Origin of the sequence: Pseudoalteromonas 'SMAR' (assembly GCF_048515945.1) — a bacterium.
Taxonomy (GTDB): domain Bacteria; phylum Pseudomonadota; class Gammaproteobacteria; order Enterobacterales; family Alteromonadaceae; genus Pseudoalteromonas.
In genome coordinates, this window is sequence record NZ_JBLWMW010000016.1 from 58,109 (window position 1) to 80,600 (window position 22,492).

A 22,492-nucleotide genomic window follows, 5' to 3' on the forward strand; every position below is an offset into this window, starting at 1 on the left:
AAGCCCTTAAATTGAATACTTGATATTAAATGAAACGAAGTCACGGTCGGCAAATGTATTGGTTTTACCACCACCCCAGAAGGTGTTGTAACCAAAGTCAAACGACCACTTATTGAGGTAGTTAAAGTTAAGGTTGAGCCCCAGTGACTTGCGATCTTCAATGAATAAGAACATTGGATCTGGCGTAATACCATTAACATCGTGAGAAAACACCACTTTAGGTGAGAAGTTTACGCCGCTAAATAGGTTGTTGTACTGACCTTTAGCAATTAAACGGTAACCCCATGCAGACGCCGTGGGGAACGGGTTCACTTCAGGGCCATTTGAAATAGCCTGATGTAATAAGCCGTAATCACGACCCGACAACCCCTCAATCACGCCACTACGACCAGTACCGGCAACGTTTAAGCGCAGCTCGTCATATTCAGGCATGTCTTTAATGGTAACCGCACCCACTTCACCAACTACAGCCCAGCTATCGGCACCCAAAGATGGGCCAAATAGGTGTGTTGCTGTCATTTGTGCTTGAATAGTATCACGCAAGATGAACCCCTGAGCGACTTCACCTGGTTCGACATATGCTACGTCATCACCTTGGCTTAGCTGTGATAAACCAGCGAAGTCATCGCGGCGTCCTGCCAGAGCAAGTTGTTCAACCATACCGGCATAAAGTAACTCAACGTCATCAATTTGCAGCGGCTCATCTTGACGGAATGCCACTTCACCTGACAACGCCGTTTCGCCGATTGCGGTGTTGAAGCTTAAACCATAAAGTTTAATGTCTTCAGGGTAGACAATCTGGCCTTGCGTGAACGCTTGTAGATTGGTGATGTTGTCTTCTGTGATTTGGTTACCAGCAATATAAGCCAGGTCTGACATGATTGCTTGGTCAGTAAAGTTAGACGCCTTACCAGAAATATAAGGGCGACGGCTATGATAATTAATATAATACAGGCCGAACTCAGTGTCGTTTAGCTCTGGAGAATAAATGCCCAAACGTAGGCCATATTGACCGCCGTCATCAGGCTCTGTTTTACCATTGTTGCCCTTGCCTTTTAGTGCCACTTTAGTTGGATAAGACAAGTACATAGACGCCGCAGCGCTGGCCACCGCTTGTTGCGTAGGTTCTACACCTTGGGCAACTAACATCGCCGCCGCATCAGTATATAAACTGTTTAATGCGTCGGTTAGGTGGTATAGGTCGATGTCTGGGTTAGAGGTAAAGCCCAACTGAATGTTCTGCATGTAGCCACTTTCAGACGCAAAGTCATTGGTCGAAAAATAGCTACCTGACGCAGGTAGGCGGGTTTCATGCCAATCATATTGATAGAAGCCTTCCAAGGTAATGTTATCAGTCAACACCATGGATGCCCATAACATGCCAACCGGAATAAACGCTTCTTTCACTTCAGAGCCCGGCGCTTTGAGACGATCAATATCAACTGGGTTGACGTTGATGCCGTGCGAGATAAGTGTACTTTCACCCCAGTTCACTACTTGTTGACCAAGGCGAATCGACAATGGGTTCATGCCATTGTTCAGATCAAAATCCGCCCATACAAAGGCATCGAGTAAACGCAGGTCAGAACATACTTGTTCACTGGTGTTGTCGTCTTCACAAGGGTCTACTTGGCGGCCTGAAACAGGATTTTTGTACGCAAAGTCACCGTCTTCCATGGCAAAGTCATAGAAGTACATGAAACGGGTAAAGAGACCGAAGTTATCTTTGCTAATGCCAAGATCATGCGTGCCTTTGAGCAGTTGCGAGAAAGTATCACCAGAATCGAAGTTAAGGTTACCAGCATCACCATTGTTTGAATAAGCACCTGGTTGTGACCAAACTTGCGCTGAAGAATAAATGGTATTGCCAGTACTGGCTTTGTATCCTGTCCAATCGAAGCGTGGATGATTACTTTTACCAATGTAATCAAAGTTGCGGTCTTCTACGCGGATGCTTTGTCCGTAAGAAAACGTCGAATCGAATGTCACTTCAAATTCACCAACATCAAAGCTGGCAGCATGTACCGATGATGCAGCCATTCCCATTGCTGCCGCACTAAGACCGAGCATGATTTTGTTTTTCACAAAGAGCGATCTTTTTATCATTATATCTCCCCCTTTTGGCGGGTCATTTCTAGAGCCAACTGACTCTGAAGTTATTGTTTTTTGTTGTCTAAACATTAGAAGCGAAATAACGAAAATACAAATACTGCTCTACTAAATCAACGCATTTTCGCTTCTAGGGGCGCATTTTACTCTTGGTAAGACGTCCTACCAGATAATTTATAACACGTAATTTAAGCTTATAACAAACCCATTTAACAAAAATAAAATATGTTTTGCAGTTAGGTAGGTTTAAATTACCTTTTCTAACGACAAAAACTTATTATTATCATCCAAAATAAGGCGAAAGCGTCCCCTTATGCCAATTGAAGAAATAAACCGGCGTAGGTGTTCAGCGGGAAAACGAATTGTTTTCCCGCCATCTTCAAGTACTTGCACAGAAGTGTAATGGCCATAGTAGTAGCCAAGACACTGCTTATAGCTGAGATCCATGTAAAAAAAGTACTCTTTCATCTAACATCATCGCTCCAGTGCTTTTACTACTTTTTCATACAAGTCGTCGCTGAGATTAGGCAAGTCGGCTAAACGCTGCAGCTGGGCACGCATAAGTTGCTGTCTAGTGGAGTCATAACGTTGCCATGCCATAAATGGCGTGATCATGCGCGAAGCGTTTTGCGGATTAATCTCATTAAGCTCTATCAGTAAATCGCCCAATAATTGATAGCCCTTACCATCAAGGCGATGGAACTGCCTTGGATTCGCGCGAGCGAAGCTGGCCACTAACGCGCGTACTCGATTCGGGTTGCCTTTATCAAAACATGGGTGACTATACAGTGATTGAATGTCAGTGATCACCGCTTCGTCATCAAAGCTGGCTCGAAGGGCAAACCACTTATCCATTACCAAGCTATCATGACGCCATTGACTATCAAATTGCTCAAACAAGCTGGGCATGGCATCGTGCTTCGCCGCAACAACGGCTTTTAACGCCGCTAATTTAGTGGTCATATTGCTGCTGGCAAATTGCTGTTCAATGGCGGCATTGACCATATTGGCATCGGTTTTAGCCAAGTAAAACAGGGCTTTGTTTTTAAATGCCCGTACTGCAATGTCAGCGGCACTGAGACTGCCACTTTGTTCTAACGCTTGGTAAGCTTGCTCTAAACTCGACTGTAAGTGAGTGGCGATTTGTAGCTCAAACTGAGCAATAATATCATTGAGTTCATCAACAGGAACAACGTCAAAATGCGCGGCTAAGGTGTCAAAGGTCGGTAATGCCAGCAACTCAGCTAATAGCGCTAAATCTCCCGAGCGCGACTCAACTAGTGCCAATAAGGCATCCAAAACGCCCTGCTCCAGCTTGGCTTCGCCTTTGGCAACCGCATGTTTTGCAGCCAAGATATAAGCCTGTTGCACCGCCTCCCAACGAGCGTAATCACTGCGCGCGTATTTTAGAATATGAATTAGCTCTGCAAACTGATACTCATAATTCAACTTAACTGGTGCCGAGAAATCTTCTAGTAATACTGGAATAGGCTTCTCTGCCACGTTTTCAAACACAAATGACTGCGTCATTTCGGTGATGTCTAAAGCGTGCTCTATTTCGCTGCCGTTGGTTTTCAAGGCAATGCTATTGCCAGCAGGGTCAAGTAGTTCTAACTTGAATGGGATATGCAGTGGAGCGCTCACTGGATCATTTGCCGCATGTTGCTGAGTGACGGTTAAGGTATAGCGCTGGGTTTGTTGACAGTGCTGGGTTTCGACCGTCAATGTTGGTGTACCAAACTGCTCGTACCAAAGCTTAAACTGAGTTAAATCAGTACCTGAGGCATCCATCATGGCATTAACAAAGTCATCACAGGTGACCGCTTGGCCATCATGGCGCTGAAAATACAATTGCATGCCCTGTTGGAATTTCTCTTCACCTAACAAGGTGTGCATCATGCGGATCACTTCTGCCCCTTTGTTATACACGGTGACGGTGTAGAAGTTGTTCATTTCGATGACTTGTTTCGGTCGAATTGGATGCGCCATTGGCCCGGCGTCTTCTGCAAATTGATGATTGCGCATCGCCATCACCGCATCGATGCGATTGAGTCCACGGGAACCCAGATCGCTACTAAATTCTTGATCGCGAAATACCGTTAACCCTTCTTTGAGGCTCAATTGGAACCAATCACGACACGTTACTCGGTTACCAGTCCAGTTATGAAAATACTCGTGTCCCACAATTGATTCAATAGTGTGAAAGTCCCTATCTGTGGCGGTTTCTTGACTGGCTAACACGCAAGCACTGTTAAACACATTAAGGCCTTTATTCTCCATGGCCCCCATGTTGAAAAAGTCAACAGCCACTATCATGTAAATGTCTAAGTCGTATTCCAGATTAAAGCGCTCTTCATCCCAAGCCATGGCCTTTTTCAAAGAGGTCATGGCATGCGGAGCCTTGTTTAAATTACCTTTGTCAACGTACAAGGCCAGCGCCACAGTACGACCCGACTTAGTAACATAGCTGTCTTCAAGCACATCAAAATCACCAGCAACAAGAGCAAATAAATAGCTGGGCTTTTTATGGGGGTCGTGCCATTTACTGAAGTGGCGACCATCTTCTAGGTAGCCTTCAGCAACTTTATTACCATTGGATAATAAATGTTTAAATTTGCTTTCGGCAATAATCTCAACCGTGTAAGTGGTTAACACATCGGGGCGGTCAAGAAAATAGGTGATCTTACGAAAGCCTTCGGCTTCGCACTGGGTGCAATACGCACCATCGGATAAGTACAGGCCTTCCAACGAAGTATTGGTTTGCGGCGATAAGCGAGTGACAATTTTGAGCTCGAATGCAGCAGGTAACTCGGTCAAAGTAAGACTTTGCTCAGCCAATTGTGTATGCGGCCAAGCTTGGCCGTTTACTTTGCAGCTTACCAGCTCTAAATCTACGCCATCCAGAGTTAACTCCGTTGCGCCTTGCTGAGCCGTCATATTACTGACTGCTGTCACTAAGGTGTTTCTCGGACTAAGCTCAAAGGTAAGCGCTAAATCAGATACCGCATGACTAGGAGCTTGATAGTCGGCCAAGCGCTTGGCCTGTGGTTTATCGGTCATAATTATTCCTTACAAAAACGCCCCAACAAAATGGGGCGATTGAGAGACTTCATTATCGCCTATCCTATCTCACATTATAGGATACGCAACAGAGCAAATTTAGTTCTGTTTTTCAGCTGTCATGTGCGGTGGGTCAATTTTTAAAATTTTCACCCCAAGGTACGCATAAATGACCGCTAAAAACGGATTGATCAGATTGAAAAAGGCATACATAGCGTAATCAAACGGGTTAATTAGCAGTACGCTTTGCATATAGGCACCACAAGTATTCCATGGGATCAGTGGACTGGTGATGGTGCCACCATCTTCCAGTGTGCGTGACAGGTTAACGCTTTTCAGGCCGCGTTTTTTATATTCTTCTTTGAACATACGTCCAGGCACCACAATGGCAATATACTGATCGGCCGCCACTAAGTTGGTACCAATACACGTAGCAATGGTCGAGGCAATAAGAGAGCCAGTGCTTTTCGCAATTTTAAGTATGCTGCGCACAAAGACATCCAACAAGCCGGTTTTTTCCATAATGGCACCAAACATTAATGCCGTCATCACCAACCAAGTGGTGGTTAGCATCGATGACATGCCGCCACCGCTCAGTAAGTCGTCCATGTTGCTATCACCGGTTTGCAAGCTAAAGCCGTCAAAAAACGTTGCCCACACCAATTTCACTTGGCCGATAAGCTCACCTTGACTACCATCAATTTGGCTAGCAATGAGCTCCCCTTGGAACAGCACCGCCCACACAGCCCCCATTACGGCTCCAATTGAAATGGCTGGAAAAGCAGGCATTTTTTTAATCGCTAACGCCAATAACACAATAAGAGGCACCAGCATCATGATGTTGATATTAAAATTGGCTTCAAGGATAGTAACGATTTCTTCTATGCGCCCCGCCTCACTGGATACCTCAGCGTTAAAGCCCATAAAAATAAAGATAATCAGCGCAATAATAAAGCTTGGAACCGTGGTCCAAAGCATGTGTTGAATGTGCTCAAATAAATCGCTGCCAGCAACCGCTGGTGCTAAGTTAGTGGTTTCAGATAGAGGACTTAGCTTATCGCCAAAGTAGGCGCCTGAGATAACCGCCCCTGCCGTAACCACTTGATCTAATCCTAGACCCGTAGCGACCCCTAGTAAGGCCACACCAATGGTTGCTGCAGTAGTCCAAGAGCTACCAATGCTCATAGCCACAATGCCACATATTAAGCAGCTCGCCGCGTAAAACCAGCTGGGGTTGATAATCTGTAAGCCATAATAAATGAGTGTTGGTACAGTCCCCGATAACAGCCAAGTACCAATCAAGGCCCCGACCATAAGAAGAATAATAATGGCACCAAGTGAAATGGTGATCCCTTTGATCATTGCTTCTTCAAGGGTTTTCCAGGTATAGCCATTTTTCAAGCCGATTAAGGCTGCAGTGAAGGTTGCAAATAATAATGCAATTTGATTTGGGCCAGATGAAGAACTGTCACCATATAAGTAAACAGCGGCCCCAAGTAATGCCACCAACAACGTAATTGGAATTAAGGCATCGATAAATGACGGTTGTTTTTGTTGTTTCAAACGGATTACTCCCACGCACGACGACACATGCTTATAATTATTCTTAACGATACCGGGCACTGTTACTCTATCGCTAACTCTCACCGCATCATGTTAAGCGGCATTGGCTCAATTTGGTATCGATAATTGGATCTGCCAGATGATAGCAAAAATTGTAAAGTAAAAGTAATGAAAAAAGGCGCTTAATTGCGCCTTTTATCTTTATCTGTCGTTTTTTGCTAAACGACCATAGGAGATAAGGTCTTGCGTAATTAACGCCGCCTCTTCTAAATAGGGGTCAAGTTCAGAAACAATGTCCGGAGCATCATCGAGATCTTCAACAGGCTCTAAACCCAGACGCTTTAAGCGCTCGTTTGCCCGTTTCAGCATCAGTGCATCTCTTTCTTCACGCTCTTTGATGCGTTCCTTTTCCACTAAAGAGATGGTCTTATCGTCTTTACGCTCTTTGTATTGTTCAATGTCTTGATATATATAGGCAAACTCAGGCTCGTCTTTAACCCGCTTGTTGTGTCTGTCATTTAGATACTTCACTACCGGCGATAAGTTGTCCAAACTGGAGTACTTAGCTCTGACAATGCTGTCCCATGGCAGGGCATTGTCTTCTTGGCTTTCGCCCCACTCTTCTGGTTCGATAGCCGATGGCAATAATACATCTGGAATAACGCCTTTGTGCTGTGTACTACCACCGTCAATGCGGTAGAACTTAGCTATGGTATAGGTAACGCTACCCAATGGGTTGTCAAAAATATCATAATTTTTGCCTAAACCGCGGTGCTGTTGCACGGTGCCTTTACCAAAGGTTTGTTCGCCGATGACAACGGCACGACCATAATCTTGCATGGCCGCAGCAAAAATCTCAGAGGCCGAAGCGCTATAGCGGTCAACCAATACCGTTAATGGGCCATCGTAGAAAGTGATACCGTCACGGTCTTTTTGACTTTCGACGCGATTATAGGCGGTATGAATTTGTACCACGGGACCTTGATCAATAAACAAGCCTGATAATTGCGTGGCTTCATACAAAGAGCCACCGCCATTTTGCCGCAGGTCGATAATAATGCCATCAACTTTGGCTTCTTTAAGCTTGGCAATCTCAGTCTTTACGTCTTGTGACAGATTGTTGTAAAAACTTGGGATTTCAACCACCCCAATTTTACTTTGTAGGTCAGAATAATCGGCTTCAAAGACCTCAGATTTTACGGCACGGTCTTCAAGTTTGACTTTATCACGGACGATTTCAACCACCTTGGGCGTACCGTGGGTATCAGTACCAGACAAATACTGCAGCCTAACTGTGGTACCTTTGGGGCCTTTGATTAAATCGACGACGTCATCTAAACGCCAACCGATAACATCTACAAACTCTTCGTCGTCTTGAGCAACGCCAATGATTTTATCTTCCGGCTTCAGTTTTTCTGTTTTATCAGCAGGACCACCAGGCACTAAACTACGGATCACAGTGTAATCTTCGTCATAGCTTAATACCGCACCTATGCCTTCTAACTCTAGATCCATGTCCATTTTGAATTGTTCGGCACGACGCGGCGATAAATAAGAAGTATGCGCCTCGATACTACGAGCGAAGGCATTCATAATAACTTGAAATGCATCTTCACTATTGGTTTGCACCAATCGCTTCTGGGCATTTTTATAACGTTTAGTCAGAATTTCTTTGATTTCTGGCCATTCTTTACCGGTAAGCTTTAAGCGTAAAGCATCAGACTTAACCCGTTGTCGCCAATATTCATCAAGCTCAGCCACCGATGTTGCATAGCTGACGTCTTCTCGATCAAACACAAACTCATCAGGTTGCTCGAAGTTCATTTCTTGGTCTAGCAGAGCTACGGCAAAATCATAGCGCTCAAAGCGCCGCTTCATACTTAAATTGAACAGCTCATAAGCAAAACCCAGTTTGCCAGAGATCAAAGCGTCGTCGAACTGCTTACGATATTGCTCAAACTGAGCAATGTCTTTTTGTAATAACAACGCTTTATTGAAGTCAATCGCTTCAACGTAACGATCAAATACCTTTTCAGATAAACTGTCGTTCAAGCTGAAGCGCTTGTAATGTTGTCGAGTAAATAAGTTTGTCACCCGTTTGCTTGCCGTAGTGTGCTGCACTTCGGGCTTGAGAACAGGCAGGTCCTCAATCGTTACAGTGCTCGTCGAGGCAAAGGCAATGCTCGATACAAAAGCGGCTACGGCGGAAATGAGTGGCAACTTTTTACTCATATACAACTCCTTACTGGATAAATAGGCTGTCTGCTTTGGTTTTTACCTGCATTCCTGTAACTAGCTCAACATGCACTTCATCGTTTTTCACTTCAGTGATGGTGGCATTCACAAGTGCTTGGCCTAACTTAACTTTTACTTTGTTATTTACCTTGACCTGCTCGGCTGGTAAAGGTTCAACTTTGCCGCTGCGCTTTGGCTTTGCTTCAGCAGGCTTATTGTTCATTTTAGGGCGTTTCTGCTCTTGACGATCTCTACCATGAGGTTTCTTTTTGTAAGATTTTGTGTCGCCATCACGTGGGTTACGTTGCGGCTTCTTACGTTTTGCCATTTTCGCACGGCTTTCAGCAAGCGCTTTTTCAGCATGCTCAACGTGTTCTTGTTCAACCTTTTCTGCTTGATTGCCATCAAGGTCAACACGGAACTCGTTTTTAGTCACAGCTTCTAAGTAACGCCAGTTAGAGGTGTACTTGCGAAGCGCTTGGCGCACCTGAGTCTTACTGACTTTTTCAGAGCCTTCAATGCGCTCGGCAATGTCTTTGAAGATACCGACTTTAAGAGGCTTAATGCCATCCTTCTGCTTAAAGCAGTTAGGGAACTCGGTAAATAAGAAGTCCAGGACTTCATTTATGTCTTTTAGCTTGTTTGTGGTTTCCATTTTTGAACCTATTAATTACATCTGCTCATCGAGCGACGAGTTTATATAGTGTGTTACCCAGTCAGTTAGCTCTTCTATATCTGCTTCTAAAAGTGCTAAATCACCGCGAAGATGCTGCCATATGCCTTCTATTAACCTATCAATGGTCTCACAGTCCAAATCTTCAGGAAGTATATTCCAAGCGTGGTGAATGAGTTCATTGAGGCGTTCGGCAACGACCTCTTCTTCGCCTTCCCAATCGCCAACATCAGCGTAGGAAAATAAATAGTCTTGAACTTGCAGCATATCCTTCATTACAGCGTTTCCTCAAACGCGCGCACAAAGGCTTCTAACCCTGCTTTATCTTGTTCATCAAATCTTGCCAGACTAGGGCTATCAATGTCTAGCACAGCGATGACTTTACCGTCTTTAAATACCGGAATGACAATTTCTGAATTTGACGCCGCATCGCAGGCTATGTGGCCTGCGAACGCATGCACATCAGCAACAAGTTGGGTGCTGGCCTGCGCGGCTGCGGTGCCACAAACACCCTTACCAAACGGGATGCGAATGCACGCCGGGTTGCCTTGAAATGGGCCAAGTACCAGCTCGTCATCGCTGTCTGTAAGGTAAAACCCCGCCCAGTTGATGTCTTCTAATGAAGTGAATAACAAAGCGCTCAGGTTTGCCATATTGGCAATCATGTTATGTTCACCACTGATAAGACCTTGAGCTTGCTTAACCAGTGAATGATAAAAATCTTGCTTTTGCATTACTATCAAATTCAACAATTGAACTACAAAAGCTAAAGGTACTCTTTCAGCGCGGCAATTAAAACCTTTTGGGCTGAAAAAGTATTAATTATCTGTAAAACTATGAGTGTACGCTCAATATTCAGGCAACTTGAGTATTACCCCGGCGTAAACCAAACAAGAATAGCCCTGCTGCAAACATGGACATCACGGCATTAACAATAAAGCCCATCCCCGACTGTGCGGCAAAAACATAACTGAAAATCGCACCACCGAGCAGACCTAAGGTGAGAATGCCACCGTACTGTACCTTGCCACGCTTAAACATAAAGATGTAGCCCGGAACCACAAACAGCGCCATCGCTAAGCCCACAATATAGGCGTTCGAAATGGCACTGAGCAACAGATTAAAAAACACTTCACTGCTGTTTAGGCTAATGCTGTAGTATACCCCAAGCACGCCACCGACGATTAATGGGGCTAAGAGTGAAAATCCGACCCCTTTACCAACACTTTTCATTGCCAATACTCCAACTTTAACTCATACGATAAACGCTTACCGTTTGTAAAGATGAGTATTGTCTATCTTGGCTTATCTCTGTAGCCGACTTTGGTCTTATACCTCAGCACTACGGTAAATCGCTAACGTTAGTTTCGCATTTAGCTAAAATCGCCGTAGCAAGTAACCAATACCTTTTTGCGCCACAAACAAAAAAGGCCCTCGAATACGAGGGCCTTTAATATGGCGGAGAGATAGGGATTTGAACCCTAGATACGCTATTAACGTATGCCGGTTTTCAAGACCGGTGCTTTCAACCACTCAGCCATCTCTCCAAAACCTGAAACCAAGCATGTCTGCATGATTTAAAAATTAGGTGGCGGAGAGATAGGGATTTGAACCCTAGATACGCTATTAACGTATGCCGGTTTTCAAGACCGGTGCTTTCAACCACTCAGCCATCTCTCCGCAGCGGGGCGAATAATAGAGAATCCAATTTCAGTTGTGAAGCTTTTTTTGCAAATTTTTGATCGTTTGCATAAAAAACGACTGATCGGCACAGAATCTAGCCAAGGTTGTCACTGTTTGCTTAAATTACTCGAACCTTTGTCGCGCAAACAGGTCAGAGTAATTAGATTTTTACTATTCAAATTAAATAGCTAAGAGAATATTGATCCACAAATCATTGCCCCAACATATAACTATTGATACTCTAGTTCTAGTTATTTTTGGGAACAGTATGTTCGACTAAGGAGCTTGAATCATGGCATTCAATCATTCATACAATACTGCAAAACCAATGATGTCGACGGTAGAAACGAATAAAGTGTTGAAAAACACTTATTTCCTTCTTGCCATGACATTGGCGTTTAGCGCAGTTACAGCGGCAATTTCAATGACAATGACCCTACCACCTTTCACTGGTATCGTCTGTTCATTGGTTGCTTTCGGTTTATTGTTTGTTATCGGTAAGAAAGCAAACTCTTCTTCTGCTATTGGCTTGGTATTTCTGTTTACCGGTCTATTAGGCTTTGGCTTAGGCCCAATGCTGAACTACTACGCGGCAATGCCAAATGGCGGTATGCTTATTGCTCAGGCTTTAGGCACGACTGCGCTGATTTTCTTTGGCTTATCGGCGTATGCCCTAACCACCAAAAAAGATTTCTCATTTATGGGTGGCTTTTTAACGGTTGGCCTTATCGTAGTAATTATCTCTAGCTTAGTGAACCTGTTCATTGGTAGCAGCATCGCATTTATGGCGATTAATGCTGCGGTTGTGCTTATCATGTCTGGTTTCATTTTGTATGACACAAGCCGTATCATCAATGGCGGTGAAACCAACTATGTACTGGCAACGGTAAGCTTATACCTTAGCATTTATAATTTATTTACCAGCATCCTTGCTCTTTTGGGCGCGTCGGATGACTAAGTAATAAATTCTGATAAAATAAGCCCCATATTGGGGCTTTTTTTATGAGTATAGTTTGAGTCAAATCGCTTTATCGGTTCACTTTGGCGTCACAGCGCAATCTAAGTTAACCTTATTAGAACGCTACGTTGAAGCCGCGCTATCTGCAAACCATCAGATCAGTTGTATCTTTCTCTATCAAGATGGCGTTTACCATGCCAGTAATAAAATTGCTCAAGCGGCTGACGAGCTGCAGACACAGGCAATTTGGGCACGTTTTGCCGACTTGGAAATTCCATTATTGTTATGTGTTACTGCCGCAGAAAAACGTGGCCTTGATACCCAAGACACTGCCCCCTTTAAGGTGGCTGGACTGGCTGAGTTCGCCATGCTCTCGGCTGAGGCGGATAAATGGGTGCAATTTAAATGAGTGGTAATGTTTTAATTATTTCAAATAAAAGTCCGTTTGATCATGCTGCTATTAAAGAAGCCTTAGACATGGCATTAATTTATGCCGCCATTGATCAAGAAGTGAGCTGGCTTTTTACCCAACACGCCGTATTGGCATTAGACGCTAAGTTGAACCCTAGTATGTTGGGCTTAAAAGACAGCTTCAAGCAGCTTAAAACGCTTGAGATATACGACGTTGAAAATGTCTATGTCTGTGCCGATGCTCTGGCTCGATTTAACCTCGACAGTGACAATTTAAGTATTCCTGTCATAGCCTTGGAAAGCGATGCTATTCGCTCTCTTATCGCCAAACAAGACCTGGTGGTGACACTATGAGTACACTTCATATTATCAGCTCTACTGCCGCCGCTCAGGCGTTACAATACTGCGCTAAAGACGACGTTATTGTATTGTGTGATGACGGTTGTTTTACTGAGCAAATCATCGGCCAACAGCCTGCTAAAATCGTGATGTTAGAGACATGCGCACAAGCTCGCGGACTGGATAGCCAAACAGCACTCGAACTCATCGACGACAGCCAATGGGTCGAGTTGAGCTGCCACTGTAATAACGTAATAACTTGGTGATGACTACAATGCTAGAACTAAACGGTGAAACCATTGAAACCGACAAACAAGGCTACTTATTAGACTATACCTTATGGTCTAGAGAGTTAGCCCCTATTATTGCCGAGCAAGAAAACATTGAACTCAGTGAAGCCCATTGGGAAGTGATAGAGTTTGTTAGAAACTTTTACTTAGAATACAACACCAGCCCAGCCATACGTATGTTGGTAAAGGCCATGGCAAAGGCATTGGGTGAAGACAAAGGAAACAGCATTTACTTGTACAAGTTGTTTCCGAAAGGGCCGGCAAAACAAGCAACGAAAATCGCAGGCTTACCCAAACCGGCAAAATGCATTTAACCGTAGCGGGTTAGCTTAACCAGCGACTTTAAGACTGATTAAAAGCGATTATTAACATCGTTTTGGGTAATAAAAAGGCCTCTTAAGAGGCCTTTTTGCTGTTTCATTTGTCACTATTATTTAGTGTATGCTCTAGGCATATCAGAGTCGGTGGTATAACGCTCTCTGAGCTTGTCATGACGTGATTCCGTCGTCACTTCTTCACCTTCAATCCAAATTTTATCAATGCTGGTGCTGTACTCAAACGGATCTGCACTCCACATCACTAGATCAGCACGCTTACCGGCGGCAATTACACCACCATCAATGCCAAATACTTTTGCAGGTGTTGCTGTAATAGCTTTAATTGCACCTTCATAGCTCATGCCGTTTGCAACCGCAATACCCGCATCAAAGCGCAGTTGATAGAGGTTGTGACTGGCATCACCACCAATTGACAAGATGACGTTAACCCCAGCGGCTTCTAACTTTCCTGCATTCTCTAAATGTGCATGCAAGGAGTCGAAGCTTGTAGGTAAGTTAGACACGGCACTGATGATCACTGGGACTTCAGCCGCAGCCAGTTCATCGGCAACAACCACAGCATCGTCAGCACCGGCAATAATTAAATCAAGGCCAAATTGCCGCTTTAATTTAATCACTTCTAGAATGTCTGAAGCGCGAGACACCCACACAACCACTGGCATTTCACCAGCTAGTACAGCGCTTAGTACTTGTTCTTCGTTGCTAGGTTTGCTGTCTTTTTCTTTGTCTTCGGCTTTGTCTAGCTTTTGCTGATGCGCAGTGAGTTTATTTACTACGTTATCAAGGGCTTTAGCTCTAGAACCTTTGCTCTTGGCGCCTAACTTAACCACCAACGCAGTATGCTCATCAGTAACACTATCAAACTCTCCTGATAGGTCAGCGACAAAACCTAGACCAGCAAATTCACTTTTACCGCCCCAAGGCGTAACAAGATTTTGTGTGATGCCACCTTTACGAGCATAGGCAATCAGGCTACTACGTGGATTAAACGCTGAGCTGGTATCGAAATCAACACCCGCGTCATCATCTCCGGCATCCCGAGAAGCGGCAACCGCTCCTACTTCCACCAAGCCAAGTTGGTTCATAGTGCCGATAAACCCAGGAGTGATAACTTTGCCACTGCCATCGATGGTGGTATCTGCAGAAACGTTTTCAGGGTTAATGGCTTTTATCTTGCCATCTTCAATAACCACAGTCGCGCTTTCAAGCACGCCCTTATCAGAAGCGGTGTGTATGGTAGCATTAGTGATCGCAGTGATCTGAGCAAGAGCTGCTGAGCTTGACAACAAAGCGCTGGCAATCATGGTTAGTTTCATGGTTTTCATCTCATCAACTCCTTACTTTTGGCCTAACATAAAATCGCTAACAGCTTGGTATTTTTCGTCATCGCGGTCGTACACTTTACCACCATCAATAAATACCTGCTCAGCCTGTGAATAGACACTGAAAGGATTGCTATTCCAAATCACAACATCCGCCTGTTTGCCCTGCTCTAAAGAGCCCGTTTTATCGTCTACGCCCAGTGACTTCGCAGCGTTTGCTGTGATCCACTTAATCGCGTGAGCTTCGTCGATATCAAAGCCTGACTGATTGGCGGTATACATCACTTTAGCAGCCTCGTGATTTAGGCGTTGAATAGTGGTGTCGGAATCCGAGTGTACCACTGCACATGAGTTTTTCACCGCATCGACAATGGCGACGTTCTCTTGCACCATGTCGTAGGCTTCCATTTTAAAGCCCCACCAATCTGGCCACAGTGCCGCACAGTTGCCATTTTCTGCTAATAGATCGGCGACTTTATAGGCTTCAATACCATGGTGGAAAGTACCGGCGTGGTAACCAAACTCTTTAGATAGGTCAATCATCATTGCCATTTCTTCTGCTTTGTAGCAGTGGTTATGAATGAGGATTTCACCGTCTAATACGCCACGCAAGGTATCAAACTTAATATCACGTGACGGTGCATCTGGGTTTAGACCTGCTGCGTACTCGGCTTCATACTGTTCCCAAGCACGTTTGTATTCGGTTGCTTCTGCCCACGCTTCACGGTAACCGGCCATGTTACCCATTCGAGTATAAGGCGCTACCCCCTTAGAGCCGTAAACGCGTTTAGGGTTTTCACCACACGCCATTTTCAATCCATAAGGCGCTTCAGGAAATTTCATTCCTTGCATGGTAGGTGAAGGAACGTTTTTCAGTGTTACACCACGACCACCAAACAGGTTGGCAGAACCGGGTAAGATTTGCAGTGTGGTGATCCCGCCTTCGCGGGCTCGGTTGAATCCAGGGTCTTGAGGCCATACTGAGTGCTCAACCCACACTTGCGATGTATTTGGGTTCACCATCTCATTGCCATCGCTATGTGACTCAACACTTGGGCTTGGGTAGGCACCTAAGTGAGAATGCACATCAATAATACCAGGAGTTACCCATTTACCTTCGGCATCAATGGTGACATCAGCATCAACCGTTAAGTCTTTACCCACTTGTTGGATCTTGCCATCCACCATATACACATCGCCCTGCTCTAGCTTTTCACCGGTGCCGGTTAACACGGTGGCATTGCGGATCAAGGTCGATTTTGCAGGAACTGGGGTGTAGGTGCTAGGGTAAGGATTTTTTTCTATGGACACTTTTTCTTTTGCTGGGCCATTGTCTTGACAACCCAGAAGCGCTGCGGCCACGGCGGCAACGACTATGGAAGGAGCGAATTTTACCATTATTGTCATCTCTATTTGTTTTTCGTGACTTTGTTTGACTCGCCATTACTTTACGTGGTTAACCACTTTGGTGACAAGTAATTACGATGAATGCAAGGTAAGTATAGCGAAACTCAGAAAAATTGCTGAACACACAGACATAAGTAAAAAAGCGTCACGTTTGACACACTTTGACATACCCAGTTGCCTCTGTGTAGAAAATTGGCTAATTGCGAACAATTACTGAAAACAGCATGTTAACAGCCGTTTTTTAGCCAACTTTTTTTCCTTAAGCATTGCAAATTTCAGTAATAAATTACCGAAATATCATTCGCCTACATTGCCATTGAAACATTGTAATACTCTTTTACACCTGGCAGTACTTATCATACAGCTTTATCACTGGAAGTTGTTAATACTTAAGATGTGTCTTAAAGATAGCCAAGGAGCTAATCATGAAACTGTTAAACATCTTATTTGTATCTTCTATTGCGTTTGTCGGTTCTGCCTCTGCTGCGGATTTTGTTGCCGCGGATAATAGCAAAGCGACTCAAGTTTGTATGTCGGTAGTCAAGGATAACAAGTTCCACCTCCTAAACACCATGAGCAAAACACGTCTGAATAAACGTGTGGTGCAAGAAAAGCTATTGTGTAATGAACTGCCCATAGCAAAATTTGCAGCGACTTATGGTTTTAATACCTCGGCGCAATTTTTAGGTATTCCTGAAAATACCAAAACCAGTATTCAAGATATTGCCATGTTACCCAACAGTGCCTTGGTGATTTCGGGTTCGAAATAAAATGATGCGGCAGGGGTAAAGTGCCCCTGCACCTTTATGTATTAGATCACGGCGGCAACTAATCCAAACAAGCCTCCGAACACCCCACCCCAGACTACTAACCAACCTAAGTGGGTTTTTATCATCTGTTGAACGATTTCTTTAACCATCTCGGGAGTTAATTCATCGAGCCTTTCATCAACGGCCGTTTCAATGGTGGTATGAATATCATCTCCAAGTAGGCCGTTACTGATGGCCTCGTTTACGGCATGCTCGAACTGCGGTTGCTCCCCGATTTCAATTAATGCATCACGCATTTTAGCGATGAAAGGTTCGCGTAACGGTTGCACCGCTTCTCGGCCACCAAACATTTGCAGCATAGAGCCAAACTGCGAGGCTTCAATCACCTGTAACAATCGGTCAAAGGCTGGGTTTAAATCAACCTGGTTAGCAATGGGCGCTAAGTCAAACTTAGGTTGTTTGGTGTCTAAAAAGCGCTCAAGCTTCTCTTTGCTAAAAAACTCAGTGAGAATAAGCGTGCGGATAGATTGTTTAAAAGAGGCAAATTTTAACGTAATGATCCCTGAACCATAGAGGAAAGGAACACGCTCAAACAGCATGTGCACAGCAAGCCAGTTCGTCATTGCCCCTGACACAGCAAATAGGCCAATAGATAACACTATGGCATTATCGAGGAAATAACCTAATGCGGTCAGCAACAGCGCGATGCAATTGGTGATGATGTTCTTATTCAATGTGGTTCCTTTTATGCTTTATGTTGGCCAGTATTTTATTTTTTTTGTAAAAACGGCTCAAGTAGTTGTGATATTGAGAATTTCGACCATATTTTAGAGTATGTGAATGAGTTGGAATTAACTTATGTGGAATAAAGTCAACCAACAAATTTCTGAATCCTTGCATACTTCGTTTGAATTCACTGAAAAACAAACCATTAAGAGCTTCGGTTCCAAAAAGCTTTACAAGATAGCCGATAACAACCATCGGTTTTTAGTCAAGGTTGCACCTGTTCAAGCGCTAGAACGCTTTGAGTGTGAATCTGCTAATCGCACTAAGCTCATCCGTGATTCAGACTTTCTCATTGCAGATACTATCACTCTTGGGGCAAGTATTGAGTTTTGCTTTATCGTACTAGAATGGCTTGAGCTTGACCATCGTAATGAAAATTGGACCAACTGCGGAGCCAGTTTGGCCAAAATGCACCAACGTCATGAACAAGAGATGTTTGGCCTCGAGGAAGACAACTACATTCATGAATTGCCACAACCCAATCAATGGCATAAAAAATGGGAAATCTTCTTTGCCGAAGAACGCATCGGCTGGCAGTTGCAGCTGCTTGCGGAAAAAGGCATTGTGTTAACCAACATCGACCGTTTTGTTGAGCAGATCAAACCACTTTTACCACACCATGCCAAACCCTCTTTAGTTCATGGCAACTTCTGGCACGGTAACATTGGCTTTAGTAGTGGCAAGCCAGTACTGTTTTCACCCGCCTGTTATTACTGCGATCGTGAGGTAGATATTGCGATGGCTTCTTTGTTTGCGCCATTACCACAAGCATTTTATCAAGGCTATAATGAAGTCTATCCGCTCAATGAACATGCTGATGCCAGGCTTGAGCTGTATCAGCTTTATCCACTTTTGGTGCAAGCCAATTTGTTCGCCGGCAAGTACATTAACCAAGCCTCTGAACAAGTGCAGCGGATCTTAAAATAACTGCCATATTTCTTTCATTTTCGACTACAATTTAAAGGTAGATATCCGGCCAAATAGCTGGGAGGAACAATGAAAGAACTGTATCAACAACGCATTACTTGCCCACACTGCGGGCATCATATTTTTGTTAATTTGGATGCCAGTAGCGGCGATCAGGATTATTATGAAGATTGCTCTGCTTGTTGCAATCCGATCCACCTCAATATGCACTTGGATCATTTACACAACAAAGTAGAGTTACATGTAGATAGCGATGATGAGCAGGTTTTTTAACCTGCCCATTTTTAGCAAATGGCAAATTATGAGTGGTGTTGCAATGTTTGCCTTTTCATGTAGCTTTCAACGGTGTTGATAATGGTGTAGGTTTGCTGGTCAATTTCAATATTCAGCTTGTCGCCTACTTTAGCATCCCCTAAATTCGTCAGCTTTAAGGTTTCTGGGATCAAATGCAACCAAAAACTCCCCGGCTCGACTTCGCCCACCGTTAAACTGGCGCCATTAATGGCGATAAAGCCTTTGTACATGATAAATTTTGACCATTGCTCAGGCACGCAAATGCGCATTTTCAGATTGCCGGCATGGCGAACAATGTCGGCAATGTCGCCAACGGTTTGAATATGGCCTGAGATAATGTGGCCACCAAGCTCAGTACCAAAGGTCATTGAACGTTCGAAGTTGACTTGGCTGCCTGCTGATAGTTCACCTAAATTGGTTAACGCTAGGGTTTCATCAATGACATCAAAGCTCACCTGCCCGACCACATCGTTTTCGCTTTGCTCAAAATGAACCACGGTCAAACAACAGCCATTGATGGCAATGCTTGCTCCAAGCGTCAGCTTATCTAAGAACTCGTCAGCCACGGAAATGACCAACCTTAATAAGTCATCATGACGATTTGCCGATACCACCGTCGCCTTAGTTTGCACAATTCCAGTAAACATACAGATTCTCTTTTATTGCAATGTCGCAATTGTAGCGAATAACCACTAAAAGTTGTACTGCACTTTGACTTATCGCTTTGCTTCTAACGCCAGCCAAGAATAGAATGCCACTATTATGTCTTAAGTAGTCGTGTTAGATGAATTTTTCAGTTTGGGAAGCGAGGCGCTTATTGCAACTGGCCGCCCCCGTATTTTTTGCTCAAGTGACACTGGTGTTAATGACCGTGGTCGATACCATGATGGCTGGACAAGTGAGTGCCGAAGACTTGGCCGCACTGTCGATTGCCACCGGGGTTTGGAACCCGCTTATTTTCAGTCTGCAAGGTATTCTATTAGCGTTAACCAGTATTGTGGCCCATTGCCATGGCGCCAATGACCAACCCGCCATTAAACAGTATTTTCAGCAGAGCCTTTACCTTGCGCTGCTGCTGTTTTCTTTGGGCCTAATACTGGCCAATTTCACCGGCTCTATTTTTGCCAACATCGGGGCGAGTGAGCCCGTTCAGTCCCTAGCACAAGGCTATATCGATTTTGTTAAGTGGGGCTTGTTAGGGTTTTTACTTTTTTCAGTGTACCGCAACCTAATTGAAGGCATTGGCTTTACTAAACCGGCTTTTTATATCAGCGTTATTGGTTTGTTTATCAATATCATCGCCAACTATATTTTTATTTATGGCAAATTTGGCGCGCCAGCCCTTGGCAGTGCCGGATGTGGGCTTGCGACCTCTATCGTGCTTTGGAGTATGGCGATAGCGCAATGGCTGTATAGTTTGCGGAGCAAAAATGTCGATGGCAAAGCCTTGCTCAGCCAATTCGCTGCCCCCAGTGCCAAAATGATGAAATATATTTGCACCTTAGGACTGCCTATCGCCTTAGCCACCTTTTTTGAGGTGACTTTGTTTGCCTGTATTCCATTATTTATTGCGGATTTAGGTTCGATAGCCGTATCTGGACACCAAATTGCAGCCAGTGTCACCACCATGTTATTTATGATGCCTTTGTCGCTGTCTATGGCCATTGCCATTCGCATTGGTAATTTGTCAGGGCAACGGGCCATGTCGCAGTTGCAGTTGTCCATTAAAACCGCATTTATTCTTGCTGTTATCATTGCACTCTTTGTTGCTTTGCTTACGTATCTAACTAGAGATCAGATTGTCTGGTTGTATACCAATAACACTGAGGTCGCGGCATTGGCAACGAGCATTATGGTTTTGGCCTGTTTGTACCAACTCCCCGATGCCTTACAAGTCTCGGCAAACGGTGTATTGCGGGGGTTAAAATATACCACGCCGATAACCTGGGTGACGTTTATTTCCTATTGGCTTATTGGCTTTAGTTTGGGCTATGTGTTAGCAAAAACCGACTACATTGTTGCAGCCATGGGCCCAGAAGGATTTTGGATAGGTATAATTATTGGTCTCAGTACCGCCGCCATTCTGCTCGTTACCTGTGTAAAAAGACGAATGAGGTTTGAACTTGAACAAACAACTGTTAATTAGTTTATTTTGCCTGCTGGCGCTGGGCTGCAGTGACAAGCCCAGCGAGCTGAACCAAGAATATCAACAGCGATTGCTTAACACCTTGGAGCTTGAACACCAGCCAAGCGCCAACTTAAGTAACCCAACACTTGAAAAAGTGCCACTCCCCGAGAGTGATATCACCATTTCGGTGCTGGATATTGCCAGCCTGGGGCATTGTAAAGTGACTAATTTAATCGCCCAGCATAATAACCAACTCGGCAAAGTCAGTTACCCTAGTGAGCGTTTAAAATATCATATTCGCTTTATTCAGCTAGCGCCTGCGTGTGCAGACCACCCTAAAACCAGTGATAAGGTAGCCGCAGCACTCACCACGGCTGTTGCGGAAAAAACAGCACAACTGCCGCACTATTTCATGCATATGATGTCATTTGAGCGGGAGCTGCAAGTGCTCGGGGTGCTGACACGCGATGAAGTGCCAATCGATAATGTTTCATTACACGGCAAAACCTTAGAAGCAATCGAACAATTAGCTGAAATGGCCAGTCACCTCGAAGAACCACAAAAACTCGACCCAGAAGCGCTCACCCCGGCACTGGAAGTGCTATCGCAGCGTTACATACCAAGCTTATTAAGCAGTGTAAGAAAACAAAGCCAGTACAATCGCACCACCACTACAATGCTTGAGCAAGTAGCGCTTGAGCAAACACTCTGCCAGCCACAGGGCAATCGTGAACGCGCAGAAATATTAAACAATGTGTTTAGTAAATTTTATCTAAAACAACTACAGCCCTACCAAGCTAGCCTTACCAATTTACTGGCGGAGGTTGAGATGGCTTGGCTGCCAATAGCCCAGCTTTACCACGAACAAGGCGTAACGCCACCTATTGCGCCAACAAAACACTTAAATGAGTTAAAACAGTCAGCCAAAGCGCATGTTACTTGGTGGCAAAAATTCTACAAGCTGTGTGAAATAACTCCGTTATGAGCAAAAAAAAGGCAAACAATCAAAAAATTAGCTAAAGCTGCTTGATCCCATGTCGGACTCACTATATATTACAACGCGTTGCAAGGGATGAAGTTATAATTTTGATTTCATATCAGAGCTTGCAGCTAAAAGCTAGATTGTACGACCGTAGCTCAGTTGGGCGAGATTAAACCGAAGCACCGCTTCGCAGTTAATCGAGGTTGAGGCAGGACGC

The 22,492-nt window shown here is 44.4% G+C and carries 23 protein-coding genes and 2 tRNA genes; 10 read left to right on the top strand and 15 right to left on the bottom strand.

Annotated features, from left to right (window positions below; all coding sequences use genetic code 11):
• Positions 1-6: 6 nt before the first annotated feature.
• The 11 genes from ACNKW2_RS08820 to ACNKW2_RS08870 form a co-directional block, all read right to left on the bottom strand.
• On the bottom strand, positions 7-2,106 hold the full coding sequence (locus ACNKW2_RS08820) for a DUF1302 domain-containing protein (RefSeq protein ID WP_419148227.1): 2,100 nt from the start codon (positions 2,104-2,106) through the stop codon (positions 7-9).
• Positions 2,107-2,355: 249 nt separating this feature from the next.
• A complete protein-coding gene (locus ACNKW2_RS08825; RefSeq protein ID WP_336566188.1) occupies positions 2,356-2,577 on the bottom strand; it encodes a DUF2835 domain-containing protein in 222 nt (73 codons plus the stop codon).
• A 6-nt stretch (positions 2,578-2,583) separates the two neighbouring features.
• Positions 2,584-5,169 carry an aminopeptidase N gene (pepN, locus tag ACNKW2_RS08830; RefSeq protein ID WP_419148228.1) on the bottom strand — a complete coding sequence of 862 codons (2,586 nt, stop codon included), beginning with the start codon at positions 5,167-5,169 and terminating at the stop codon, positions 2,584-2,586.
• A gap of 99 nt (positions 5,170-5,268) precedes the next feature.
• The gene (gene nhaC / locus ACNKW2_RS08835; protein WP_419148229.1) at positions 5,269-6,732 is read right to left on the bottom strand and encodes a Na+/H+ antiporter NhaC; all 1,464 of its coding nucleotides are present in this window, start codon (positions 6,730-6,732) and stop codon (positions 5,269-5,271) included.
• A 201-nt stretch (positions 6,733-6,933) separates the two neighbouring features.
• Positions 6,934-8,964 carry a carboxy terminal-processing peptidase gene (gene prc, locus ACNKW2_RS08840; RefSeq protein WP_419148230.1) on the bottom strand — a complete coding sequence of 677 codons (2,031 nt, stop codon included), beginning with the start codon at positions 8,962-8,964 and terminating at the stop codon, positions 6,934-6,936.
• 10 nt (positions 8,965-8,974) lie between these two features.
• Positions 8,975-9,622: an RNA chaperone ProQ gene (gene proQ / locus ACNKW2_RS08845; RefSeq protein ID WP_336566184.1), complete on the bottom strand. Its 648-nt coding sequence runs from the start codon at positions 9,620-9,622 to the stop codon at positions 8,975-8,977.
• Positions 9,623-9,637: 15 nt separating this feature from the next.
• On the bottom strand, positions 9,638-9,916 hold the full coding sequence (locus ACNKW2_RS08850; RefSeq protein WP_336566183.1) for a hypothetical protein: 279 nt from the start codon (positions 9,914-9,916) through the stop codon (positions 9,638-9,640).
• The gene (locus tag ACNKW2_RS08855) at positions 9,916-10,374 is read right to left on the bottom strand and encodes a GAF domain-containing protein (protein ID WP_419148231.1); all 459 of its coding nucleotides are present in this window, start codon (positions 10,372-10,374) and stop codon (positions 9,916-9,918) included. Before ACNKW2_RS08855 ends, ACNKW2_RS08850 begins: the two co-directional genes overlap by 1 nt.
• Before the next feature lie 121 nt (positions 10,375-10,495).
• Positions 10,496-10,873: a hypothetical protein gene (locus tag ACNKW2_RS08860; RefSeq protein WP_419148232.1), complete on the bottom strand. Its 378-nt coding sequence runs from the start codon at positions 10,871-10,873 to the stop codon at positions 10,496-10,498.
• A gap of 223 nt (positions 10,874-11,096) precedes the next feature.
• Positions 11,097-11,187, bottom strand: a tRNA-Ser gene (locus ACNKW2_RS08865).
• A 42-nt stretch (positions 11,188-11,229) separates the two neighbouring features.
• Positions 11,230-11,320 (bottom strand) — tRNA-Ser (locus ACNKW2_RS08870).
• Positions 11,321-11,615: 295 nt separating this feature from the next.
• Here ACNKW2_RS08870 and ACNKW2_RS08875 point away from each other — a divergent pair.
• The 5 genes from ACNKW2_RS08875 to ACNKW2_RS08895 are packed head-to-tail and all read left to right on the top strand — an operon-like array spanning position 11,616 to position 13,635.
• Entirely contained in the window at positions 11,616-12,281 is a 666-nt protein-coding gene (locus ACNKW2_RS08875) for a Bax inhibitor-1/YccA family protein (protein WP_419148233.1), read from the top strand.
• 55 nt (positions 12,282-12,336) lie between these two features.
• The gene (locus tag ACNKW2_RS08880) at positions 12,337-12,690 is read left to right on the top strand and encodes a DsrE family protein (RefSeq protein WP_419148234.1); all 354 of its coding nucleotides are present in this window, start codon (positions 12,337-12,339) and stop codon (positions 12,688-12,690) included.
• Entirely contained in the window at positions 12,687-13,046 is a 360-nt protein-coding gene (gene tusC, locus ACNKW2_RS08885; RefSeq protein WP_419148235.1) for a sulfurtransferase complex subunit TusC, read from the top strand. Before ACNKW2_RS08880 ends, tusC begins: the two co-directional genes overlap by 4 nt.
• A complete protein-coding gene (locus tag ACNKW2_RS08890; RefSeq protein WP_419148236.1) occupies positions 13,043-13,297 on the top strand; it encodes a DsrH/TusB family sulfur metabolism protein in 255 nt (84 codons plus the stop codon). The genes tusC and ACNKW2_RS08890 overlap by 4 nt, the downstream gene beginning before the upstream one ends.
• 8 nt (positions 13,298-13,305) lie before the next feature.
• Positions 13,306-13,635, top strand: a complete 330-nt coding sequence (locus ACNKW2_RS08895; RefSeq protein WP_336566176.1) for a TusE/DsrC/DsvC family sulfur relay protein — start codon at positions 13,306-13,308, stop codon at positions 13,633-13,635.
• Between the two features lie 116 nt (positions 13,636-13,751).
• Here the strand turns inward: ACNKW2_RS08895 and ACNKW2_RS08900 are convergent, their stop codons facing one another.
• Positions 13,752-14,984: an amidohydrolase family protein gene (locus ACNKW2_RS08900; protein ID WP_419148237.1), complete on the bottom strand. Its 1,233-nt coding sequence runs from the start codon at positions 14,982-14,984 to the stop codon at positions 13,752-13,754.
• Between the two features lie 12 nt (positions 14,985-14,996).
• Positions 14,997-16,379: an amidohydrolase gene (locus ACNKW2_RS08905; RefSeq protein ID WP_419148238.1), complete on the bottom strand. Its 1,383-nt coding sequence runs from the start codon at positions 16,377-16,379 to the stop codon at positions 14,997-14,999.
• A gap of 434 nt (positions 16,380-16,813) precedes the next feature.
• Here ACNKW2_RS08905 and ACNKW2_RS08910 point away from each other — a divergent pair, with 434 nt between their 5' ends.
• The gene (locus ACNKW2_RS08910; RefSeq protein ID WP_419148239.1) at positions 16,814-17,158 is read left to right on the top strand and encodes a DUF3718 domain-containing protein; all 345 of its coding nucleotides are present in this window, start codon (positions 16,814-16,816) and stop codon (positions 17,156-17,158) included.
• A gap of 41 nt (positions 17,159-17,199) precedes the next feature.
• Here ACNKW2_RS08910 and ACNKW2_RS08915 read toward each other — a convergent pair whose 3' ends face one another.
• Entirely contained in the window at positions 17,200-17,892 is a 693-nt protein-coding gene (locus ACNKW2_RS08915) for a DUF445 domain-containing protein (RefSeq protein WP_336566171.1), read from the bottom strand.
• 124 nt (positions 17,893-18,016) lie between these two features.
• On the opposite strand from ACNKW2_RS08915, the gene ACNKW2_RS08920 reads away from it, so the two are divergent.
• Both ACNKW2_RS08920 and ACNKW2_RS08925 read left to right on the top strand, forming a co-directional pair.
• Positions 18,017-18,871: a fructosamine kinase family protein gene (locus ACNKW2_RS08920; RefSeq protein ID WP_419148240.1), complete on the top strand. Its 855-nt coding sequence runs from the start codon at positions 18,017-18,019 to the stop codon at positions 18,869-18,871.
• A 69-nt stretch (positions 18,872-18,940) separates the two neighbouring features.
• Positions 18,941-19,144 carry a CPXCG motif-containing cysteine-rich protein gene (locus ACNKW2_RS08925; protein ID WP_336566168.1) on the top strand — a complete coding sequence of 68 codons (204 nt, stop codon included), beginning with the start codon at positions 18,941-18,943 and terminating at the stop codon, positions 19,142-19,144.
• A 26-nt stretch (positions 19,145-19,170) separates the two neighbouring features.
• Here ACNKW2_RS08925 and ACNKW2_RS08930 read toward each other — a convergent pair whose 3' ends face one another.
• Positions 19,171-19,812: a riboflavin synthase subunit alpha gene (locus ACNKW2_RS08930; RefSeq protein ID WP_419148241.1), complete on the bottom strand. Its 642-nt coding sequence runs from the start codon at positions 19,810-19,812 to the stop codon at positions 19,171-19,173.
• A gap of 137 nt (positions 19,813-19,949) precedes the next feature.
• Between ACNKW2_RS08930 and ACNKW2_RS08935 the strand changes: the two genes are divergently transcribed.
• Both ACNKW2_RS08935 and ACNKW2_RS08940 read left to right on the top strand, forming a co-directional pair.
• Entirely contained in the window at positions 19,950-21,311 is a 1,362-nt protein-coding gene (locus ACNKW2_RS08935) for an MATE family efflux transporter (protein WP_419148242.1), read from the top strand.
• A complete protein-coding gene (locus ACNKW2_RS08940) occupies positions 21,289-22,278 on the top strand; it encodes a DUF3080 family protein (protein ID WP_419148243.1) in 990 nt (329 codons plus the stop codon). Before ACNKW2_RS08935 ends, ACNKW2_RS08940 begins: the two co-directional genes overlap by 23 nt.
• The last annotated feature ends 214 nt before the right edge of the window (positions 22,279-22,492 follow it).

What these genes read in the sequence shown, in the direction of transcription:
- ACNKW2_RS08820 (WP_419148227.1), bottom strand. Translation starts at nt 2,106, where the DNA reads ATGATAAAAAGATCGCTCTTTGTGAAAAACAAAATCATGCTCGGTCTT.
- ACNKW2_RS08825 (WP_336566188.1), bottom strand. Translation starts at nt 2,577, where the DNA reads ATGAAAGAGTACTTTTTTTACATGGATCTCAGCTATAAGCAGTGTCTT.
- pepN (WP_419148228.1), bottom strand. Translation starts at nt 5,169, where the DNA reads ATGACCGATAAACCACAGGCCAAGCGCTTGGCCGACTATCAAGCTCCT.
- prc (WP_419148230.1), bottom strand. Translation starts at nt 8,964, where the DNA reads ATGAGTAAAAAGTTGCCACTCATTTCCGCCGTAGCCGCTTTTGTATCG.
- proQ (WP_336566184.1), bottom strand. Translation starts at nt 9,622, where the DNA reads ATGGAAACCACAAACAAGCTAAAAGACATAAATGAAGTCCTGGACTTC.
- ACNKW2_RS08850 (WP_336566183.1), bottom strand. Translation starts at nt 9,916, where the DNA reads ATGAAGGATATGCTGCAAGTTCAAGACTATTTATTTTCCTACGCTGAT.
- ACNKW2_RS08855 (WP_419148231.1), bottom strand. Translation starts at nt 10,374, where the DNA reads ATGCAAAAGCAAGATTTTTATCATTCACTGGTTAAGCAAGCTCAAGGT.
- ACNKW2_RS08860 (WP_419148232.1), bottom strand. Translation starts at nt 10,873, where the DNA reads ATGAAAAGTGTTGGTAAAGGGGTCGGATTTTCACTCTTAGCCCCATTA.
- ACNKW2_RS08875 (WP_419148233.1), top strand. Translation starts at nt 11,616, where the DNA reads ATGGCATTCAATCATTCATACAATACTGCAAAACCAATGATGTCGACG.
- tusC (WP_419148235.1), top strand. Translation starts at nt 12,687, where the DNA reads ATGAGTGGTAATGTTTTAATTATTTCAAATAAAAGTCCGTTTGATCAT.
- ACNKW2_RS08890 (WP_419148236.1), top strand. Translation starts at nt 13,043, where the DNA reads ATGAGTACACTTCATATTATCAGCTCTACTGCCGCCGCTCAGGCGTTA.
- ACNKW2_RS08895 (WP_336566176.1), top strand. Translation starts at nt 13,306, where the DNA reads ATGCTAGAACTAAACGGTGAAACCATTGAAACCGACAAACAAGGCTAC.
- ACNKW2_RS08900 (WP_419148237.1), bottom strand. Translation starts at nt 14,984, where the DNA reads ATGAAAACCATGAAACTAACCATGATTGCCAGCGCTTTGTTGTCAAGC.
- ACNKW2_RS08905 (WP_419148238.1), bottom strand. Translation starts at nt 16,379, where the DNA reads ATGGTAAAATTCGCTCCTTCCATAGTCGTTGCCGCCGTGGCCGCAGCG.
- ACNKW2_RS08910 (WP_419148239.1), top strand. Translation starts at nt 16,814, where the DNA reads ATGAAACTGTTAAACATCTTATTTGTATCTTCTATTGCGTTTGTCGGT.
- ACNKW2_RS08920 (WP_419148240.1), top strand. Translation starts at nt 18,017, where the DNA reads ATGTGGAATAAAGTCAACCAACAAATTTCTGAATCCTTGCATACTTCG.
- ACNKW2_RS08925 (WP_336566168.1), top strand. Translation starts at nt 18,941, where the DNA reads ATGAAAGAACTGTATCAACAACGCATTACTTGCCCACACTGCGGGCAT.
- ACNKW2_RS08930 (WP_419148241.1), bottom strand. Translation starts at nt 19,812, where the DNA reads ATGTTTACTGGAATTGTGCAAACTAAGGCGACGGTGGTATCGGCAAAT.
- ACNKW2_RS08935 (WP_419148242.1), top strand. Translation starts at nt 19,950, where the DNA reads ATGAATTTTTCAGTTTGGGAAGCGAGGCGCTTATTGCAACTGGCCGCC.